This window comes from Dyella sp. LX-66, assembly GCF_018599165.1.
Classification (GTDB): Bacteria; Pseudomonadota; Gammaproteobacteria; order Xanthomonadales; family Rhodanobacteraceae; genus Dyella_D; species Dyella_D marensis.
Genome location: NZ_JAHFVJ010000016.1, coordinates 19,682 through 40,083, shown reverse-complemented (window position 1 = coordinate 40,083; position 20,402 = coordinate 19,682). Strand labels below are relative to the sequence as shown.

Here is a 20,402-nt window from a genome sequence, read left to right as displayed (position 1 = left end):
AGCCCTCATGAATCGTCGCGAATGGTTGAAAAGCATGACCACGCTGGCCGTCGGCGTGGCCGCCGCGCCCTCGCTGCTGGCCGTGTTCGACGCGCATGCCGCCGCACAGAAAGGCGGCCCGGCGCCGCAGTTCTTCACCCCGCCGCAGCACGACACAGTGACCGCCGTGGTGGACATCATCGTGCCGCGCACCGACACGCCCGGCGCCGTCGATGCCGGCGTGCCGCGCTTCATCGACCAGATGTTCAAGGACGTCTATACGCCGGAGGAGCAGAAGCGCTACCTCACCGCCATGGCGGCGTTCGAAAAGGAAGGCGGCAAGCCGTTCGCCCAGCTCGACGCCAAGCATCGCCTGGCGCTGGTGACCAAGCTGCACGAGCAGGCGCTGATCAAGGGCAAGGACCTCGATCCGGAGTCCGCCGCGGCATTCGTGCTGATGACCAAGAAGCTGGCGACCTCCGGCTTCTTCATCTCCCAGCCCGGTTGCACGCAAGTGATGCAGTACGTGCCGGTGCCCGGCGCCTACCACGGCGATATTCCGCTGTCCGAGGCGGGCAATGGCCGCGCCTGGGCGGTCGAGACCGTGCTGAGGATCTGACGCATGAAGACACTCAAAGGCCCCGGCATTTTTCTCGCCCAGTACGCGGGCGATGCCGAGCCGTTCAACTCGCTGCCGGCGATCGCGCGCTGGGCCGCGTCGCTCGGCTTCGTCGGCGTGCAGATTCCTTCCAACGACAAGCGCCTGTTCGATCTGGAACAGGCGGCGTCGAGCAAGACGTATTGCGACGACATCGCCGGCATGCTGGCCGAGCACGGGCTTGCGGTGACCGAGCTGTCCACGCACCTGCAAGGCCAGCTGGTCGCCACGCATCCCGCTTACGACCGCCAGTTCGACGGCTTCGCGCCGCCTGAACTGCGCGGCAAGACCAGGGAACGCCAGGCCTGGGCGGTCGAGCAGCTGAAGCTTGCCGCCAAGGCCAGCCGCAACCTTGGGCTGAGCGCGCATGCGACCTTCTCCGGCGCGCTGGCCTGGCATCTGTTCTATCCGTGGCCGCAGCGTCCCGCCGGCCTGGTGGAAGAAGCGTTCGCGGAACTGGGCCGACGCTGGCGTCCCATCCTGGATGCCTTCGACGAAGCGGGCGTCGATGTCTGCTACGAACTGCATCCCGGTGAAGACCTGCACGACGGCGTCACCTTCGAACGCTTCCTCGAAGCGGTGGACAACCATCCGCGCGCCAACATCCTGTACGACCCCAGCCACATGGTGCTGCAGCAGCTGGACTATCTGCAGTTCATCGACTTCTACCACCAGCGCATCCGCGCCTTCCACGTGAAGGATGCGGAGTTCCACCCGAACGGGCGCGCCGGTGTCTACGGCGGCTACCAGAGCTGGATCGACCGCCCCGGCCGTTTCCGTTCGCTGGGGGACGGGCAGATCGATTTCACCGCGGTGTTCAGCAAGATGGCGCAGTACGGCTATCCGGGCTGGGCCGTGCTGGAATGGGAGTGCTGCATCAAGGACGCCCAGCAGGGCGCGCAGGAAGGCGCGGTATTCATCCGCGAGCACATCATCAAGGTCACCGGGCGCGCGTTCGACGATTTCGCCGCGACCGGCGCCGACCGCGACTTCAACCGCCAACTGCTGGGACTCGAATGAGCCATTCGCCAGGCATTACCCGCCGCGCCATGCTCGGCCAGCTCGCCGCCGCCGCGGCCTTCGGCGCCACCGCGGCGCTGGCTCCCGCCGAAAGCGCATCCGCCGCGCCGCAGAAGAGCGGCCCCGGCCGCCTCAAGCAATCGCTGAGCCGCTGGACGTCCAAGGCACCGCTGCCGGAACTGTGCAAGCGCCTCAAGAGCCTGGGCTTCGCCGGCGTGGACCTGCTGTATGCGGATGAATGGGCCGTGGTCAACGACAGCGGCCTGAAGGTGACGATGGGCTATCCGGCCAAACGCGACAACTTCATCAGCATGGGCTTCAGCGATCCGGCCAATCACGCCACCTTGCTGAAGGAGCTGGAGACCACCATTCCGCTCGCGCAGAAGGCCGGCATCAGCAACGTGATCACCATGTTCGGCAACCGCGTGCCCGGCATCGACGACAACCAGGCGCGCGACAACTGCATCGCCGGCCTGTCCAGGATCGCGCCGCTGGCGGCCGAGCACGGCATCACGCTGTGCGTCGAACTGCTCAACAGCAAGGTCGACCACCACGGCTACCAGGGCGACAGCACGCGCTTCGGCGTAGCGGTGATGAAGGGTGTCGGCTCGCCCAACGTGAAGCTGCTGTACGACATCTACCATATGCAGATCATGGAAGGCGATGTGATCCGCACCATTCGCGACAACATCCAGTGGATCGGCCATTTCCACACCGGCGGCGTGCCCGGGCGCCACGAGATCGACGGCACGCAGGAGCTGAACTACCACGCCGTGGCCAAGGCGATCGCCGACCTCAACTACCAAGGCTATATCGCGCACGAGTTCATGCCGGCCGGCCCCGATCCGTTCGCCGCCTTCGCCGACGCCTACAAGATCTGCACCGTCTGATCGCCTACGGGACCCGCTTATGACGCCGCGCCTCGCTCTCGCCCTCCTCCCCTTCGCACTCGCCGCCGGTGTGGCATCGGCGCAGACCACGCCGCCGGCCGGCGATCCCAAGGCCACCGAACAATGGGAACCGGTGCCGCCGGTGGTGACGCCGGGCCAGCGCGATGCCGCGCCGCCGTCGGATGCGGTCGTGCTGTTCGACGGCCATAACCTGGAACAGTGGGAAGCCTCGAAGGACCACTCGCCCGCGCACTGGAAAGTCCACGACGGCGTGGCGACGGTGGACAAGACCACCGGCAATATCCAGACCAAGCGCCGCTTCAAGAACTACCAGCTGCATCTGGAATGGCAGGTGCCGAAGAACATCAGCGGTGAAGGCCAGGCGCGCGGCAACAGCGGCGTGTTCACGGCCTCGACCGGGCCTGGCGACGAAGGCTACGAAGTCCAGATTCTCGATTCGTACCGCAACAAGACCTACGTCAACGGCCAGGCGGCCGCGGTCTACAAGCAGGCGGCGCCGCTGGCCAATGCCATGCGCCCGCCGGGCGAGTGGCAGGCTTACGACATCGTGTGGACCGCTCCCGTATTCGCCGCCGACGGCAGCGTGCAATCACCTGCCTACGTGACGGTGTTCCACAACGGCGTGATCGTGCAGAACCACACCAAGCTCACCGGCGAGACGCTGTACATCGGCAAGCCGGTGTACAAGCCCTACACCGACGCGCCGATCAAGCTGCAGGCGCACGGCGATCCGTCGGCGCCGATCAGTTTCCGCAATATCTGGGTGCGGCCGCTCGACTGAGCGTTGTAGGTTGGGGTGAGCCGCAAGCGACTGCGAAGGCAGGATGCCGTAGCGAACATCCGCGTAGCGGATGGCCCGAAGGGCGGGCTGCTGATGCAGCCCGTAACCCCAACAATGCGATGCGTTTGAACGTGGTGATGTTGGGGTTCGCCTGCGGCTCACCCCAACCTACGCCGAGTCCTCAGCTCAGCCAGCAAGGCCCGCAACAACGGCGACGCCGCCAAACCCGCACGCGTCACCAGCTGGATCTGCCCCCGTAACACCATCTGCCGCGGCGCACGCACCGCTACCTTCGCCTTCGCCGTGCCCAACGCCAGCTCCGGCACGAAGCCGACGCCAAAGCCTTCCGCCACCATATCCAGCAACAAGCCGTAGTCGTCCACGCGATGCGTGATGCGCGGCGCGAAGCCGGCCAGGGCACAGGCGCGTTCGGCGAGCTGGACGTCGTCGCTGCCGCGCGAACCGACGATCCACTCCTCGCCGGCCAGCTTGCGCAGGTCGATGGCGCCGCGCTGCTTGCGCCACGCGGGCGGCAGCGCCAGCACGATCGGCTCCTCCGCCACCGGCAGCACCATCAGGTCTTCGTCGATCGCGCGCGGCGCCAGGCTGTAGGTAAAGCTCAGCGCGAGCTGGCAATCGCCGCGGCGCACGGCGGCGACGCTGTCCGCCGGCTCCAGTTCGTGGATCACCACGCGCAGGCCGGGCGAGCGCTGGCGCATCCGCGCGATGGCCGGCAGCAGGCGCTGGCGTGCATAGGTGGAGAAGGTGGCGATCTGCAGGCTGCCGCCGGGCGAGTCCGCGCCGCGCAGATCGATCTCGGCCAGTTCCACCGTGCGCAGAATGGCTTCGGCGTGCGCCGCCAGTCGCAGTCCTTCCGGGGTCAACTGCACGCGGCGCCCCACGCGTTCCAGCAGGCGCATGCCGCTTTCGCGCTCCAGCGTGGCCAGATGCTGGGATACCGCGGACGACGTCATGCCGAAGGTCTCGGCCACGGCGGTCATGGTGCCGCGGCGGGCAAGTTCGCGGAACAGGCGCAGGCGGGTCAGATCGAGCATGAAGCAAAGCTTATATAACAGTTCAGTTCGATGAAGTAGACCTGACAGATGGGCCACCCTAGCCTTCCGGTGCGAATACAGCCCACCGGACTTCACCGCCATGACCCGCGTCGCTCTGCTCGGCATTCCTCACGACGAGAACTCGTCCTTCCTCAAAGGCTCGGCCCAGGCGCCGCAGGCGATCCGCCATGAACTCCATTCGGACGCCTACAGCATCTGGAGCGAGACCGGCATCGACCTGGGTGCACCCGGGCGGCTGGTCGATCACGGCGATCTGCGTTTCGACACGGACGAGGACGCCTGGACGCGGATCGAACGCGCAGCCGCCGCCATCCACGCCGACGGCACGCCGCTGATCGCCCTCGGCGGCGACCATGCCATCACCCATCCCCTGCTGCGCGCCGCGCATGCGCGGCATCCGTCGCTGACCATCCTGCATATCGACGCGCACGCGGACATCTACCACGCTTACCAGGGCAACCCGCGCTCGCATGCCTCGCCCTTCGCGCGGATCATGGAAGAACGGCTCGCCGGCCGGCTGATCCAGGCCGGACTGCGCACCGTCAACGACCACCACCGCGAGCAATGGCAGCGCTTCGGCGTCGAAGCCATCGAGGCGGCAGCCTGCGGCGACGGCCTGCCGGTGGATATCCGCACACCGGTCTATCTGTCCATCGATATCGACGCCTTCGATCCCGCCTTTGCGCCTGGCGTCGCCCACCGCGAGCCTGGCGGACTATCGCCGCGCCAGGTCATCGGCTGGATCCATGCCCTGCGGCAACCGGTGGTTGCCGCGGACATCGTCGAATACAACCCCGGGCGCGACTGGGATGGCGTTACCGCAACGCTGGCGGCGAAGCTGCTCAAGGAGGTCGCCGGCGTGATGCTGCGCAATCGCTCCGCTCAGGGATAAGGCAACCACCCCAGCGGCGCCGGCGAACCATCCGGCCGGCTCTGCCACGACAGGCGGTTCTGGCCATCCGTGCAGTTGCCGCCGGTTTCCCACGTTGCCAGCTTGCCGTCGCGGGTGGTCAACATCGCGTCGTAGCAGCTGCCGGCTGAGTCGTTGAAGCGATAGGTCTGCCAACCGCCGTGGTCGTTGACCTTGGTGAATACGCGGTACGGGAACAGGCCGGTGGTGACGTCCAGCTCCGCGCCGGTAAGGTTCTGCGCCACCGAGCTGTAGACCGTGTTGCCGTTCGCGCGATGCACCAGCTGCAAGCCGACGTCCTGGCGGTAGCGCCTGATCTCGCGTTCCACCGTGGGGTCGTGCCACAGATAGTAGAAGCTGGACATCGGATAGCCGTAGTTGGTGATGTGCTCGTCCGCCAGCACGCCGTTCAAGTACGTGCGCGTCTTGCCCGTCTCGGTGCTGTGCAAGGTGATGCTCTTCTGCAGCACCTTGCGCTGCAGCGGCGCCACCGGCTCGGCGGGTACGCTGAACTCCTGGGTGTTGTCGAAGCCGACCCAGCGTTCCACCCGATGGCGGATGCGTCCCTTGGACCCGTTCACATAGCCGTCGATCACGAAATGCCGGCTCAGCGTGGTGGCCACGCTGCCGCTGAGATTGCCCTGCCGGTCGCGCACCACCGTGCTGCGCAGCTTCGGCACCGCCGGCTGTCCGGCCAGGTCGTTGCGGGTCAGCATGCCGGTCACCTGCTTCACGCGGCGGTCCTGGTAGACCAGCAGGGTCGCCGAAGCCCACACGCCGGCCACCGGATTATTGGTCAGGCCAGGCACGCTGTTGCTGGCGATGCGCACGGAGACCGTATGCGGCGCGCCATTGCTGAGCAGCGCGGCGAACGGACTCAGGTCGATGCGATGCGGCACGTTCAACAGTTCCTGCGGCTGTGACGCCGGCCGCCACAAGGCCGCGTCGCCCTCGTCCAGGCTGGGATAGGCCGGATACAGCGGCACCACGCCGGCCGGCTGCTGGTCGATGCTCACCTGGGCCTCGCGGAAAGCGCCGCCGATGCAATGCGCGGCGAAGTTGTGCTGCGCATCCAGCAGCAGGCGCGGGAACACCACGGCGAGCGGCGCCGGCAGGCAGCTGTACCAGGCGTCGTGCGGTTCCACGTGGCCTTGCGTCGAGCCCGTGGTCGGCACGTAGTGATAGGTGGACGGCCGCACGATCACATCGAGATAGGCGCGCTCGATATTGCGCGGCAGCGTCTGCTGGCGGGACAGATTGAAACTGGCGGCAAGGCGGTCCGACGTTCCGCGCAAGTCGGCCAGGGCGCCGGTCGCGTAATAGTTGCCGTCCCTGTAGTTGCTTGCCCCGAGCGGGAACACCGCATCGGGCACGGCCGGCGCCGGCTCGGCGACGGTGGCCGGATAGAACTTCAAGGTGGCGATGCTGGCGAAGTACGGGGCGGGCACATAGGCTTCCTGCCCTACCCCGATCACCCAGTTGCCCTCCAGGGCCGGCGCTCCGTCGCGGTAGGCCAGCAGGGGGAGATAGTCGGTGACGTCACGCTCCGTATGTCCGCAATAGAGCTCGAAGCAAGGCTGCATCTGCACGTGGTTGCCGGCCAGCGCGACGCTGCCGGAATACAGGTTCACGCCGCTCAGCCACACGTTCAGTGGCAAGGCCAGGCCCTGCTCCTCCTGGTCGTCGGTGAGCACGAAATCCATCTCCAGCACCACCTTCGCCCACGGCCCCTTGCCGCAGGACTGCGACGAATAGTCGAAGTTGCCTTTGCCCACGCCGTTGGTGGTCATGCGCACCAGTTCCACGCTGCAGGGACGGCTGGACGGACGCGGCACCGGCGGATCGGCGCGCACCAGGAAGTCGGTGCCCGGCGTCGGCGCATCCGCCGCGGCGCATGCATTCCAGGTGAGACAGGCGAGCAGGACGGACACGGCGACGCGACCGGTAATTCCGGGGAACATGACGACCTCCAGATGGCTCCCCCCTGCGCCGGCGATGGTAAGAAACGCCCTCCGGGAAAAGCGTGATAGGCACCGCAGCTAAGCGAACCGCTGCGTTCACGCACGCGTTGTCAGTCACGCGAAAGTTGGCGTTGCTTTTGTGCTGCTGCGCCTGCGTGACCATCGACACACACCGGCCGCAACTGTCATCGATGGCCTTGCCAAGATGACAGCCGTGTCATTCGGACGTCCAAACGCAAGTAAAAGACTTCACACTGCCGTCACCTGATTGCAAAACGCCTGTTTCTAGAATCCCCTGACTTGGATCGATCCAATTCGCCCTGGTGTAATGCCGCGCTCCCTGACGCGGCGGCGCCCTTCCGTCAATGAGCACTGCCATGTCCGCTACGCGTCCCGCACCCGAGCTGCGCACCTCCCCTGCCCGCGCATGGCGCGGTCTCGACGTGCTGGCCATCGCCACCCACGCATGCGCAGCACTGCTCGCCGTGGCCGTACTACCCTCGCTCGCCGCCGAATCCGCGCCGCTGCGCATGAACCAGCTGCAGTACATCGGCAGCCACAACAGCTACCACGCCGGCCTCGCACCCGGTGAAGCGGCGATGTGGAGGCGCACCGATCCGGCGCTGTTCGCCAAGATCGACTACGCGCATCCGCCGCTGGCGAAACAGTTCGACGACGGCGTGCGCCAGATCGAGCTGGACATCTACGCCGACGCCAAGGGCGGCCGCTATGCGCACCCGGCGATTGGCGAGCAGGTGGCGAAAGCGGGGTTGCCGGCGGATCCGCCGTTCGCCGACGCCGAAGTGATGCGCCACCCCGGCTTCAAGGTCATGCATATCCAGGACCTGGACCAGCGCGCCACCTGCCAGCCCCTGCTCGCCTGCCTGCGCGAAGTGCGCGCCTGGTCGCAGGCGCATCCGCGGCATCTGCCGCTGTTCGTGCTGCTGGAGACCGAGGAGACGCCGCTCACGCTGCCCTTCCCCACCGTGCAGCCCGAGCCGTTCGACACCCAGGCGCTGGATGCATTGGACGCGGAAATCCGCTCGGTGTTCGCGCGCAAGGAATACATCGCGCCCGACGACGTGCGCGGCCGCTTCGCCACCCTCAACGCCGCCATCCGCGCGCAGGGCTGGCCCACGCTGGACAGCGCGCGCGGCAAGATCGTGTTCCTGCTCGACCAGCGCCACGTCGGCCCGGCGTATCTGCAAGGCCACGCCTCGCTGCGCGGCCGCGTGCTGTTCACCAACGCCAAGCCCGGCGACGACGATGCCGCTTTCACCGAGCTCAATGACGGCAGCGCCGAAGCCATCGCGCAGCTGGTCAAGCAGGGCTACATGGTGCGCACCCGCACCGACGCCGACCTGCAGGAAGCGAAGCGCAACGACACGAAGCGCCGCGACGCGATGCTGGCCAGCGGCGCGCAATTATTGAGCACCGACTACCCCGACGGCGAAGCCGCTGCCAATGGCTATGTCGTCGGCTTCGCCAAGCATCTGCGCGCACGCTGCAATCCGCAGTTCGCCGATGCGCGCTGCAACGAGGCCGACCTGAAGCCCTGACCGCCGCCGCAAGGAAGCGCACCGCCATCCCCGCCTGACCGCCCCGGCCGCGCCCCGCGCGCGGCATGGGCGCGGCTTGCCCATTGCCAAATCCCCCACTGAAGCCATCCCCATGCGCCAGCTCCATCGCCACCACCTGCTCGCCGCCTCGATCCTGCTCGGCCTGGCTCTCAGCCCCGCCGGCCACGCCACCGACGACGATGCCGAGAAAAACCCCAAGACGCTTTCCGCCGTCAGCGTCAGCGCGGACTCCATGCCGCAGATCGGCACCATCGACGAGCAGCGCCTGTCGGTCAGCGTCAACACCGTGATGAGCAAGCAGGAAATGAATGCGGTGCCGTCGGCGAATATCGCCGACGTGGTGGCGCGCATGCCGGGCCTGTCGGCGTACAGCGACATGCACCTGGGCCAGGCAGCCACCGGCGAGAACGAGTACGTGACCATCCGCGGCCTCGATTCCAGCTACAACGCCTACACCTTGAACGGCTTCGCCCTGCCCGAAACCGACGCCTCCACTCGCGCCATCTCGCTGAACATGCTGGCGCCGTTCGGCATCCAGTCGGTGAAGGTGTCCAAGGCGCCGACGCCGGACCTGCCCGGCGATTCCATCGGCGGCAGCATCGACATGCGCACGCCCACCGCCTTCGACTTCAGCAAGGACGGCTATGCGCGCACCACCGTGCAGGGCCAGATGAACAGCCTGGCCTCGGACCTTGGCGTCTCGAACAAGGGCGGCACGGTGCAGCAGGAATTCGCGCGCCGCTTCGGCGCCGACCAGTCGCTGGGCCTCTATGTGGCGGCCTACTACGGCAAGAACGACAACGCTGCCGAGGCGGTGGCGCCGAACGCTTCGTACAAGCCGGTCGATCCCGCCCAGGCCAAGAACCCGGACCTGAGCACCGCCGGTCCGCTGCAGAGTTCGCAGTACAAGTACAGCATCTACACGAACCGCATTAAGCGCTACGGCGCCAACGCCTCGCTGGACTGGCACGGCGAAACCACGTCGCTGTATGCCCGCGCCATCTACGGCGTGTACAGCGTGGCCGGCGAGCAGAACCAGGCTTCCGCGCGCAACCCGAACGCGGCCAACGCGCAGCGCGGCGGCTACTTCAACACACGCGACCTGCGCGAGAAGACCGCTGCCCTGCAGCTCGGCGGCAGCAGCGCGGTGGACGGCTGGGACATCGACTACGGCACTTCCTACGGCTACGGCACGCGCAAGCGGCCGAACTACGTCGAGGCCAGCCTGTACGGGCCGGTGCCGGCGGGCCAGTTCGCGTTCGACCTCAGCGACCCGACCTATCCCAGCATCGCCGGCAGTTCCGCCGCGCTGAAGAACTACTTCTACAGCCTCAACTCCAACAGCTTCTGGAAGGTGCAGGGCCACGACGCCGGCAGCACCGACACCCGCATCAATGCGCATGCCGACGCCAGCTACCGCTTCGACGACGGCCCGGTGGAGAGCGTGAAGTTCGGCCTGTCCGGCGACACCTCCAAGCGCGACGCCTACGACCATCCGTTCTTCCACGACGATAACAACTTCATCTACGGCGGCCCGTATTTCGGCGGCCCGAACTACCCGTCCACCGCGCCGGGCGGCCCCACCCTGGGCGCGTTGCCCGGCCAGACGATCAACGGTGCGTTCGACGGCCGCTACGCCGGTCCGTTCAAGCTGATCGACCGCAACTGGGTGCTGGCGCAGGCGGTGCCGTACAAGTTCGTCAACGACCCCAAGGGCGCCGGCAACTACACCGCCAACGACTACAACGCCAACACCACGTCCAGCCGCGAGAACATCTACGCCGCCTACGTCATGACCACGCTGCGCTTCGGCGCGCTCAGCGTGCTGCCGGGCATGCGCTACGAGTACACGCATTACTCGGCCAATTCCTGGCAGTCCAACGGCGACGACGCCACCGGCCGCTTCGTCGGCATGGGCCGCAGCTACGGCGAATTCCTGCCCGGCATCAGCCTGAACTACCGCCCCGACGAACTGAGCGTCTACCGCGCCTCGCTGCGCCGCAGCTTCAGCCGCCCGGCCTTCGGCCTGATCTCCGGCCAGACCACCTATTCGATCGACGACATCACCGGCCAGGTGCTGGGCATCTCCCAGCCCAACCCGAACCTCAAGCCCAGCACCGCCGACAACCTCGATCTGTCCGCCGAGTTCTACGACGCCCAGGGCGGCGTGCTGAGTGCCGCGGCGTACTACAAGCGCATCAGCAACTTCATCTACACCTCGCAATCGGCCACCAGCAACGACAGCACGCTGGGCGGCAACGTGCCCACCGGCACCGTCATCACCGACGGCATCCCGATCACCACGCCGGAGAACGGCGGCACCGCGCGCCTGTACGGCCTGGAACTGGCCGGCCGCCGCCAGTTCGTGGAACTGCCCGGCGTGTGGAGCCATTTCGGCGCGGGCGCCAACCTCACCCTGCAGCACAGCTCCGCCGACAGCCAGCGCCCCGACCACGACGGCCGCAAGACCTGGCTGCCGCGCGCGCCGCAGCGCATGTACAACCTCGACCTGTTCTACGACGACGGCAGCCTGCGCGCCGATCTCACCTACAACTACACCGGCCTGCAGCTGCTCGGCCTGACCGGCAATGGGCTGGATTACTACCTGCAGCCGACGCGCACGCTCAACCTCACCACCACCTATCACCTGCCCTACGGTTTCGACATCGGCTTCGCGGTGAAGAACCTGCTCGACAACAGCACCTTCCACGAAACCCAGGGCAAGTCGCGCCGCTACCTCGCCTACGATCCCGGCGCGGACGGCGCGTACTTGGAGACCGGCCGCATCTATATGCTCAACCTCAGCTACAACTTCTGAGGCGTGGACGCCCCGCGCCGCAGGGCGCGGGGCGCTCCTTCCAAGGGATCGATGCGATGACGATGCAAACCGCGATCTACCGCCGGCTGCCGCACGTGGCAGCCTGGCTGCTGCTGGGCCTGTGCCTGGCGCTTATTTCCTCGCACGCTTCCGCCGCCGACGGCATGCAGCTGGAACGCGTGGTGCTGCTGTACCGCCACGGCGTGCGCACGCCGCTGCCCGGCGAGATCCAGCTCGACGAAGCCAGCGGCAAGCCGTGGCCGAAGTGGAAGCAGGCGCCGAGCCAGCTCACGCCGCATGGCATCGCCGGGGTGAAGCTGATGGGCGCCTACGACCGCCAGCGCCTCGCCGCGCTGGGCTTATTCAAGCCGCACGGTTGCCCGGCCGCGGAGCAGTTGTGGTTCTGGGCCAATACCGACCAGCGCACCATCGACAGCGCGGCGGCGCTGGCCGAAGGCTTCGCGCCCGGTTGCCGTATCACCGTTGGCCACAAACCGCAGGGCAGCGAAGATCCGCTGTTCCATCCGATCGAAGCGAAGAGCACCGACTGGAACGCAGCGGATGCGGTGGCTTCGATCCAGAGCGCCACCGGCGGCCCGGACGCGCTGACCGCACCGCATGCCGACGCGCTGGCGGCGATGGCGCAGGTGATGGGTTGCGGTGGCGGGCGCGATCCGGCGTGGTGTTCCCCGAGCGAATGGCACGGCAGCCTGTCGCTCGCGCCGGAGACGGGACACCTGCGGCTGACCGGCCCGATCGCCACCACGTCCGGCACGGCCGAAGCGATCCTGATGGCATATGCGGAAGGCCGGCCCTTGCCGGAAGTGGGCTGGGGCCGCACCGACGCGCAGCGGCTGCGGCAGTTGTCGCAGCTGCATGCGCTGCTGTTCGAGATTCACGCGCGGCCGGCCTATATGGCCGAGCGCGTGGCTTCATCGATGAGTGCCCGCTTGCTCCAGCTGCTGCGCAACCCGAATGAGTCGCGGCTCAGCGTACTGGTCGGCAGCGACAACAATATCGTCGCGCTGGCGGCCGTGCTGGGCGTGCATTTCCAGCTGGGCGGGTATGCGAAGGACGATCCGCCGATCGGCGGGGCGTTTGGCATCGAACTGTGGAAGGACGCGGCGGGCAAGCGTTATGTGCGCCTGTTGTATCAAGCGCAGAGTCTGGAGCAGTTGCGCGGGTTGGATGGCAGGGCGCCGCCGGCTACGTTGGCGCTGGTGCCGGCGGGATGCGAGGTGGACAAGCCTTGCCCGTTGGACGTCGTAGTGACTGCACTTAAACGTGCGGCGGCGCATACGCGCTCTGTCCATGGAGCATGGATCACAGGAACGCTGCTTTGGCCCTCATCCACCAAGAACCTACCAAAACTGGAATCCTTCTCCCTCCGGGAGAAGGTGCCGGCAGGCGGATGAGGGTTCGGGCGGAGCGGTGCACGTCACCCTTGCGCTCCGCCCGTACCCTCACCCCAACCCCTCTCCCAGGGGGAGAGGGGCTCTATCGCGACGTTATTCGAGCCCGTCCAGAAAATCCGCCGCCGGCACGAAATACAGCGACCCCGTCACCGCCTTGCTCACATCCAGCAGCCGGTCGTAATTTCCCGCCGGCCGCCCCACGAACATATTCACCAGCATCCGCTCGATCCGCGACGGCGAACGCGCATAGCCGCAGAAATAGGTGCCGAACTCGCCCTTGCCCACCTCGCCGAACGGCATGTTGTCGCGCACGATGTCCAGCTCCTCGCCGTTCTCCTCGATCACGGTGAGTGCGTTGTGCGCGTAGCTGGGCTTGGTTTCATCGTCCAGCTCGATGTTCGAGGCCTTCTTGCGGCCGATGATCTTTTCCTGCTGCTCGACCGGAATCGCGTCCCAGGCCTTCAGGTCGTGCAGGTATTTCTGCACGATCACATAGCTGCCGCCGGCGAAGCCCGCGTCCTCGTCGCCGATGATGGTGGCGTCGACCGCCTCCTGGTTCACCGGGTTCTCGCTGCCGTCGACGAAGCCCAGCAGGTCGCGCGCATCGAAATACTTGAAGCCGTGCACCTCGTCTTCCACCGCGGCGAACTCGCCCAGGCGCGACATGATCACCGTCGCCAGTTCGAAACACATGTCCATCCGGGTGGCACGGATATGAAACAGCAGGTCGCCCGGCGTGGACGGCGCATGGTGCGCGCCCTGGATCTCGCGGAACGGATGCAGCTCGGCCGGCCGGGGCTGGCCGAACAGCCGGTCCCACGCGGCGGAACCGAAGCCGGTGACGCAGGAGAGATGGCGCTCCGGGTAGCGGAAGCCGATCGAGCGCACCACGGCGGAGAGATCGGCGCACAATGCACGCACCGCCGCGTCGCCGTGCGGCTCGGGCTTGAGCGTCACCACCAGGAAGATCGCCGCCTGGGTCAGCGGGGCGGTCACCGCTTGCGTCATGACAGAAGACACATCGAATCCTTTGCTTGAATGGCCGGTCTTGCCGCGGCGCCGGGTTGCCGCGCCGCGAAGGTGCGCGAACATTGCGGCGCGGCCACGGGCCTGTCAATTCGGCTCAGGGTTGCCAGTCCTTCATCCACGCGGTGAACAGCGCGAGCTGGTCTTCGTTCCAGCCCGGGCCACCCGGCGGCATGCGCGGCTTTTCGCTGCCGTCCAGCCGCGCCAGCACGTGGCGCGCGTTGGCGTAATCGGCGAACACCGCGTCGCCGGTAGGGTTGGCCATGTAGTCGTACTCGCGCAGATGGACGCCCATGCCGCCCATGCAGCGCGCGTCGCCGTCGGTGAACAGCGGGGCGATGTCTTTGGCGAAGGAAACGGTCATGGCGTGCTCCCGGCAGGAATGAACGAGGGCGGCCAGCATGTCGACGGCCATCGCGCCGCTGTAGACCCGCGGGGGACGCCACCGTGTTTCCGCGCGGACACCAACCGCCGCCACGCATCTGCGTCACAATGCAAGGTGGCGCAAACGATTGTCACGGGCGAGGGATCGCTCCCACGCAAGGGGTAAGCACAGCGCATGGCCACCAAAGACCTCAACGCCGTCTTCCACGGCTTGCGCCCGCGCCTGCAGGGCATCGCCTACGGCATGCTCGGCAGCGTGGCCGATGCCGAGGACGTGGTGCAGGACGTATGGCTGCGCTGGCATGCCGCCGAGCAGTCGCGCATCGAGAACCTCGAAGCCTGGCTGGTCACCGCCACCACCCGCACCGCCATCGACCGCCTGCGCGCGCTGAAGGCGCGGCGCGAGCACTACGTCGGCATGTGGCTGCCCGAGCCGATGCTGACCGACGCCACCGACACGCCGGAACAGCTGCAGGAGCGCTCCAGCGAAGTATCGGTCGCCCTGCTCCTGCTGCTCGAACGCCTGTCGCCGGAGGCGCGCGCGGCCTTCTTGCTGCGCGAAGTGTTCGACGTGGACTATCCCGAGATCGCCCGGATCATCGACAAGAACGAGGCCGGCGTGCGCCAGATCGTGCACCGCGCGAAGTCGCAGCTGCAGGACGGACGGCCGCGCTACGCGGTGTCCGCGGAATCGCACCTGCGCATCGTGCGGCGTTTCGCACAGGCCATGGCCGAAGGGGAATTCAAGCTGCTCACGGCCTTGCTGGCCGACGATGCGGAGCTGATCGGCGACGGCGGCGGCCGGACCACCTCGCTGCCCAAGCCCATGCCCGGCGGCAAGCGGATCGCGCAGCTGCTGTATGCCGGCAGGCTGCGTTTCAAGGGCGAGCTGGGTATCGACGTGGTGGACGTCAACGGCAGGTTAGCGATCCTGCGGCTGATCGGCGGGAAGCTGGAATCGGTGATGATGGTCGAGACGGATGGCGAGCGGATTGCGGATATGTTCGTGCAGCGCAATCCGGAGAAGCTGGCGGGGGTGGCCAATAAGCTTGGCGTGGAGTTGTGGACCCCGCTCTGACGCAGCGTTGCCCTTACCGCCCGGCGTAGGTGGGGGTGAGCCGCAGGCGAACCCCAACAAACCCGCACCTCGACGCAACGTTGGGGCTCGCCTGCGGCTCACCCCAACCTACGCCAGCGCTGTCGACTCAATGCACCGGCGTCAGCAACGGCTTCCCCTGCTCTTTCAACAACAGCACCACAAACTTCGCCGGCTCCGTCTGACTCGCATTGCGCCCGATCGTATGCACATCGTTCGGCCCCTCATAGAACGTATCCCCCGCCTTCAACGTCACCGGCTTGCCGCCCTTCACGCCCATCACGATCGACCCTTCCAGCACATACACGAAGGCATGCGCATCGTGGCGATGCACCGGATCCACCGCGCCCGGCGGATAGTCTACGGTGATCATGGTGGCCTCCTTGCCGGGATAGTCGCTCAGCGCCTTGGTCATCAAGGTCGCCACGCTGGCATGCGGACCGGTCTCCTGTGCGCCGGCCGCACCGGCGACCGACAGCAGCAGTGCCGCAAGGATTCTGGAAACGCTCATGGTGTTCTCCTCGGTAATGATCAGGCCAGCCCGGCCTTGTCCAGGCCATAGGCCTTGTCGAACGCACCCGGCTGCGGCCGGAACGCCACGTTGATGCGGTTCCACGCATTGATCGACATCACCAGATAGGTAAGGTCGGCGACCTCCTTTTCCGAAAGCTGGGTGCGCACGCGCTCGTAGATCTCGTCCGCCACGCCCTCGCGCGGCAGCTGGGTCAGCGCCTCGGTCCAGGCCAGCGCGGCGCGCTCGCGCGGCGAGAACAGCGTGGATTCGCGCCAGGCCGCCACGTGGTACAGGCGCAGCGGGCGCTCGCCGCGCAGGGTCGCCTCTTTCACGTGCATGTCCAGGCAGAAGGTGCAGCCGTTGAGCTGCGAGGCGCGGATATTGACCAGGTCGTGGATCGACGCCTCGATCGAGGAATGATTCAGGGCAACACTGAAATCGGCGAACTTCTTGAACAGTTCGGGCGATTGCTGCTGGTAGTTGAGGCGCTGGCTCATGGTCTTTCCTCGTGGGTGGTGGAAGGCATTGCGTGGGCGGCGGAAGACTGGAACAGGCGATGCGCGACCGGTAGGCGCGCGCGGCGGCTCACACTGTTGCCTGCATGGCACCAGTGCGCGTCACCAGCTCGCGCCCCAGTATTCGGACTGCTCGATCCAGCCGCCGAAGTCCATCGCGCACAGATGCGCGTCGCTGCCGGGAAGCAGGGAATCGCTGGCCAGCCGCGCGCCGAAATAAGGCGCCAGCGGGTCGGCGACCACGTCGTACGGCGCTTCGATCTGGGTAAGAAAACGCTGGATGATCTCGGACATCCGCTCGCGCTCCGGCCCCGCCATTTCGATCACGCCGTTGCGCGGCGGACGCACCGCCAGTTCGGCCAGGCAGGCGGCGACGTCCGCGGACGCCACCGGCTGGATATACGCCGGCGCCAGCCGCAGCGCCTGGTCGTAGACGCTGACCTCGACGATATCCAGCAGGAATTCGAAGAATTGCGTGGCATGCAGCACGGTGAACGGCAGGCCGGACTCGCGGATGCGCTGCTCCTGGAAAGCCTTGCCGCGAAAATAAGGGCTGTCGTCGAGCCGCTCGGTGCCCACCACGGACAGCGAGACATGATGCTGCACGCCCGCCGCGGCCTCCGCATCGAGCAGGTTGGCGATGGCGGCCTTGAAGAAATCGCACGGCGCCTCGCCCACGAGCACGGGCGAGTTGCTCACGTCGACCACGACTTCGGCCCCGTCCAGCGCCTGCGCCAGGCCTTTCCCGCTGACGATGTCCACACCGGTGGCGCGCGATGCCGCCGTCACCTCGTGTCCCTTGGCGCGCAGGCGGCGCACGACATTGCGGCCGACCAGTCCGTTCCCACCCACCACAACGATGTTCATGCGCTACCTCAACGGGCGATGGCCGATGTCCATGGGCGATCGAATGGCCGCAGCCACGTTTTCGATGCTAGGCCCGCACCCGCAGCGCCAAAAGCCGCAGCGAGGGACATAGCGCGTTGCCGCAAGCGCACCAATGCGGCGCCGCGTTCCGGCCCACCATGCAGGCCTGGCGCAGCGACGGAGCGAGGCAATGGAAAAGGGGCGGCTGGAAGCATTCACCGATGGCGTGATCGCGGTGGTGATCACCGTGATGGTGCTGGAGCTGCACGTGCCTTCGGCGGCGACCTGGACGGCCCTGCTGGAGGACGGCACGGTCTTCCTCAGCTACATCCTCAGCTTCATCTACGTGGGCATCTACTGGACCAACCACCACCATCTGTTCCAGCTGGTCCGCCGCGTCAACGGCACCGTGCTGTGGGCGAACCTGTTCTTCCTGTTCTGCCTGTCGCTGTTTCCGTTCTCCACCGCCTGGCTCAACAAGGCGCAACCGGGGCCGGCCGCGGTGCCGACGGTGTGCTACGGCATCACCCTGCTGCTGACCGCGCTGTCGTGGGGGCTGCTGGAGCGCACCCTGGTCGCGGCCAACGGCGGCGAGCAGTCGGAGTTGCGCAAGGCGCTGGGCGCGGACCGCAAGACACGGCTCTCGATCGTGATCCATCTGGCGGCCACCTCGCTGGCCTTGCGCAGCCCGGTGGCGTCCTGCGTGCTGTACGCCGTGGTGGCGGCGATGTGGTTCATCCCGGACCGGCGGATCGAGCAGCGCCTGGGCGGGATTTAGCCGAGACGGACTTTTTTCGCCGCCCGCGTCACAAACGCCCGGGCTCATACGACTAGAGGGCATGGACCGGCCGGCGCCTGCGCCGGCATCCGTCCGGACCCTATCGACGAGGCCCCCGCGCATGAGCTTGAACCTCCCGGACAAACCGCAGCACGAGGCCGACGCCCTTGCTTCCAGCTTTACCGCCAGCTATGCCGGCGTGGTCGCTTTCATTGCCGTCGCCGCCGAGGGCAGCTTCGCCCGCGCCGCCGACCGCCTGGGCGTGGGCCGCTCCGCGGTCAGCCGCAGCGTGCAGAAACTGGAAGCGCAGCTCGATGCGCGGCTGTTCCAGCGCACCACCCGCAACACCTCGCTGACCCGCGAAGGCGAGCTGTTCTTCCGCAACTGCCACCCCGGCGTGCAGCGCATCGTGCAGGCGCTGGAGGAAATGCGCGAGCTGCGCGAAGGCCCGCCGAAGGGGCAACTGCGCATCAGCGCCACGGTGGGCTTCGGCCGCCGCGTGATCGCGCCGCTGCTGGCGGATTTCCGCGCAAGCTATCCGGAGATCGCGATCGACCTGGTGCTGGACGACCGCTTGACCGACTTCACCTCGGACCGCGTCGACGTGGCCTTCCGCGACGGGCAACTGGAAGACAGCCAGGTGATCGCCAAGCGGCTGGTGCCGATGCAGATGCTGGTGTGCGCGGCGCCGTCGTACGCACAGGCGCATGGCCTGCCGAAGGATGTCGGCGAGCTGGATGCGCATGCCTGCATCCACTACCGCACGGTGGCGGGGCGGATCGCGGAATGGGAATTCAAGGTGGAAGGACAGAAGCGCAGGCTGGTGCCGCCGTCGCGCTCGTCCTTCAACGATCTGGACCTGGTGCTGGAAAGCGTGCTGCGCGGTGAAGGCCTGGCGCAGCTGCCGGGCTACATGGTGAGCGAATACCTGCGCGACGGGCGGCTGGTGGCCTGCCTGGCGCAATACGCGCCGGACGACCGGGGGCATTACCTTTGTTATCTCAGCCGGCAGCAGCTGCCGACGCGGGTGCGGGTGTTTATCGACTATATGACGGAGGCGGTGCGGGGGTTGGAGTTGATGCATGTGCATGGATTGTCTGCTCCGCACGAGCCGGCGTAGGTTGGGGTGAGCCGCAGGCGAACCCCAACGGGTGGTGCGTATGGGGTGCGCAAACGTTGGGGTTCGCCTGCGGCTCACCCCAACCTACGCCGCTACGCCGCGCGCGGTGTTCGATTGATGCCCCCAACGCAACACCATGCGCCCATCGCCGCGCCTACCGCCTCTCTGCCCCGCTGCCTAGCATCACCACGACGCGCGTCCAGCGCCCCCAGCGGAGATCCCCATGAAAATCGTGGTCATCGGCGGTACCGGCCTGATCGGCAGCAAGGTCGTCGCGCGCCTGCGCCAGCGCGGACACGAAGTCATTGCCGCCTCGCCGGCTTCGGGCATCAACACGCTGACCGGCGAAGGCCTGGACGCGGCGCTCACCGGCGCCGATATCGTGATCGACCTGGCCAACTCGCCCTCGTTCGAGGACCAGGCCGTGCTGGACTTCTTCCGCACCGCGGGCGGCCATCTGGCCGCCGCCGAAAAGAAGGCCGGCGTGCGGCACCACGTGGCGCTTTCCGTGGTCGGCACCGACCGCCTCAAGGACAGCGGCTATATGCGCGCCAAGCTGGTGCAGGAGCAGATCATCCGCGACTGCGGCATCCCCTACACCATCGTGCACTCCACCCAGTTCTTCGAATTCCTCAGCGGCATCGTCAAAGCCGCGGCCAAGGGCAGGCAGGTGCATGTGTCGCCCGCGCTGATCCAGCCGATCGCCTCGGACGACGTGGCCGACGCCGTCACCGACTACGCGCTGGGCAAGCCGGTGAACGGCACGGTCGAAATCGCCGGCCCGGATGCGTTCGGCCTGTCGGCCCTGGTCGAGCGTTTCCTCACGCTCACCCACGATCCGCACGAAGTCCTGGCCGATGCCAGCGCGCCCTACTTCGGCGCCATCCTGCAGCAGGACTCGCTGCTGCCGGCCTCGGGCGCGCGGATCGGCGCGGTGAATTTCCAGACCTGGTTCGACCGTTCTGAGTTCGCGCAGTCGGTATGAGCAGGCCC

Annotated in this window: 19 protein-coding genes; 12 read left to right on the top strand and 7 right to left on the bottom strand. The window is 67.1% G+C overall.

The annotated features are described in order from the left end of the window. Window positions 1–7 precede the first annotated feature (7 nt). From KK141_RS20870 to KK141_RS20855, 4 genes are read left to right on the top strand one after another with little or no spacing between them, the layout of a single operon-like run. Window positions 8–598: a gluconate 2-dehydrogenase subunit 3 family protein gene (locus KK141_RS20870; RefSeq protein WP_214571996.1), complete on the top strand. Its 591-nt coding sequence runs from the start codon at window positions 8–10 to the stop codon at window positions 596–598. A 3-nt stretch (window positions 599–601) separates the two neighbouring features. Beyond that, on the top strand, window positions 602–1,657 hold the full coding sequence (locus KK141_RS20865; protein WP_214571995.1) for a sugar phosphate isomerase/epimerase: 1,056 nt from the start codon (window positions 602–604) through the stop codon (window positions 1,655–1,657). Next, window positions 1,654–2,547: a TIM barrel protein gene (locus KK141_RS20860; RefSeq protein WP_214571994.1), complete on the top strand. Its 894-nt coding sequence runs from the start codon at window positions 1,654–1,656 to the stop codon at window positions 2,545–2,547. Before KK141_RS20865 ends, KK141_RS20860 begins: the two co-directional genes overlap by 4 nt. A 19-nt stretch (window positions 2,548–2,566) precedes the next feature. Then, window positions 2,567–3,349: a DUF1080 domain-containing protein gene (locus KK141_RS20855; protein ID WP_214571993.1), complete on the top strand. Its 783-nt coding sequence runs from the start codon at window positions 2,567–2,569 to the stop codon at window positions 3,347–3,349. Window positions 3,350–3,507: 158 nt separating this feature from the next. On the opposite strand, the gene KK141_RS20850 is transcribed toward KK141_RS20855, so the two are convergent. Next, a complete protein-coding gene (locus KK141_RS20850; RefSeq protein WP_214571992.1) occupies window positions 3,508–4,404 on the bottom strand; it encodes a LysR family transcriptional regulator in 897 nt (298 codons plus the stop codon). Window positions 4,405–4,504: 100 nt separating this feature from the next. Between KK141_RS20850 and KK141_RS20845 the strand changes: the two genes are divergently transcribed. After that, a complete protein-coding gene (locus tag KK141_RS20845) occupies window positions 4,505–5,317 on the top strand; it encodes an agmatinase family protein (protein WP_214571991.1) in 813 nt (270 codons plus the stop codon). On the opposite strand, the gene KK141_RS20840 is transcribed toward KK141_RS20845, so the two are convergent. Then, window positions 5,308–7,296 (bottom strand): peptide-N4-asparagine amidase, encoded by a 1,989-nt coding sequence (locus tag KK141_RS20840; RefSeq protein WP_214571990.1) that lies wholly within the window; start codon window positions 7,294–7,296, stop codon window positions 5,308–5,310. The two genes, KK141_RS20845 and KK141_RS20840, sit on opposite strands and share 10 nt — an antisense overlap. 530 nt (window positions 7,297–7,826) lie before the next feature. Here KK141_RS20840 and KK141_RS20835 point away from each other — a divergent pair. From KK141_RS20835 to KK141_RS20825, 3 genes are all read left to right on the top strand, one after another. Then, window positions 7,827–8,855: a phosphatidylinositol-specific phospholipase C1-like protein gene (locus KK141_RS20835; RefSeq protein WP_250901919.1), complete on the top strand. Its 1,029-nt coding sequence runs from the start codon at window positions 7,827–7,829 to the stop codon at window positions 8,853–8,855. Between the two features lie 112 nt (window positions 8,856–8,967). Next, entirely contained in the window at window positions 8,968–11,694 is a 2,727-nt protein-coding gene (locus KK141_RS20830; protein WP_214571988.1) for a TonB-dependent receptor, read from the top strand. A gap of 56 nt (window positions 11,695–11,750) precedes the next feature. Beyond that, window positions 11,751–13,109, top strand: a complete 1,359-nt coding sequence (locus KK141_RS20825; RefSeq protein WP_214571987.1) for a histidine-type phosphatase — start codon at window positions 11,751–11,753, stop codon at window positions 13,107–13,109. A gap of 93 nt (window positions 13,110–13,202) precedes the next feature. Here the strand turns inward: KK141_RS20825 and KK141_RS20820 are convergent, their stop codons facing one another. Together KK141_RS20820 and KK141_RS20815 are read right to left on the bottom strand one after the other, a co-directional pair. After that, window positions 13,203–14,129 (bottom strand): Dyp-type peroxidase, encoded by a 927-nt coding sequence (locus KK141_RS20820; RefSeq protein WP_214571986.1) that lies wholly within the window; start codon window positions 14,127–14,129, stop codon window positions 13,203–13,205. 103 nt (window positions 14,130–14,232) lie between these two features. Further along, window positions 14,233–14,499, bottom strand: coding sequence for a hypothetical protein (locus KK141_RS20815; protein WP_214571985.1), 267 nt, complete (start codon window positions 14,497–14,499; stop codon window positions 14,233–14,235). Between the two features lie 195 nt (window positions 14,500–14,694). On the opposite strand from KK141_RS20815, the gene KK141_RS20810 reads away from it, so the two are divergent. Beyond that, on the top strand, window positions 14,695–15,597 hold the full coding sequence (locus tag KK141_RS20810; RefSeq protein ID WP_214571984.1) for an RNA polymerase sigma-70 factor: 903 nt from the start codon (window positions 14,695–14,697) through the stop codon (window positions 15,595–15,597). 127 nt (window positions 15,598–15,724) lie between these two features. Here the strand turns inward: KK141_RS20810 and KK141_RS20805 are convergent, their stop codons facing one another. The 3 genes from KK141_RS20805 to KK141_RS20795 all read right to left on the bottom strand — a co-directional run bounded on the left by KK141_RS20805 (window position 15,725) and on the right by KK141_RS20795 (window position 17,511). Next, window positions 15,725–16,126, bottom strand: coding sequence for a cupin domain-containing protein (locus KK141_RS20805; RefSeq protein ID WP_214571983.1), 402 nt, complete (start codon window positions 16,124–16,126; stop codon window positions 15,725–15,727). A 20-nt stretch (window positions 16,127–16,146) separates the two neighbouring features. Continuing rightward, window positions 16,147–16,626 (bottom strand): carboxymuconolactone decarboxylase family protein, encoded by a 480-nt coding sequence (locus KK141_RS20800; RefSeq protein WP_214571982.1) that lies wholly within the window; start codon window positions 16,624–16,626, stop codon window positions 16,147–16,149. 120 nt (window positions 16,627–16,746) lie between these two features. Then, a complete protein-coding gene (locus tag KK141_RS20795) occupies window positions 16,747–17,511 on the bottom strand; it encodes an SDR family oxidoreductase (RefSeq protein ID WP_214571981.1) in 765 nt (254 codons plus the stop codon). A 190-nt stretch (window positions 17,512–17,701) separates the two neighbouring features. Between KK141_RS20795 and KK141_RS20790 the strand changes: the two genes are divergently transcribed. From KK141_RS20790 to KK141_RS20780, 3 genes are all read left to right on the top strand, one after another. Beyond that, a complete protein-coding gene (locus KK141_RS20790) occupies window positions 17,702–18,289 on the top strand; it encodes a TMEM175 family protein (protein WP_214571980.1) in 588 nt (195 codons plus the stop codon). 121 nt (window positions 18,290–18,410) lie between these two features. Beyond that, window positions 18,411–19,409, top strand: a complete 999-nt coding sequence (locus KK141_RS20785) for a LysR family transcriptional regulator (RefSeq protein ID WP_214571979.1) — start codon at window positions 18,411–18,413, stop codon at window positions 19,407–19,409. A gap of 223 nt (window positions 19,410–19,632) precedes the next feature. Further along, window positions 19,633–20,394 (top strand): SDR family oxidoreductase, encoded by a 762-nt coding sequence (locus tag KK141_RS20780; RefSeq protein WP_214571978.1) that lies wholly within the window; start codon window positions 19,633–19,635, stop codon window positions 20,392–20,394. The last annotated feature ends 8 nt before the right edge of the window (window positions 20,395–20,402 follow it).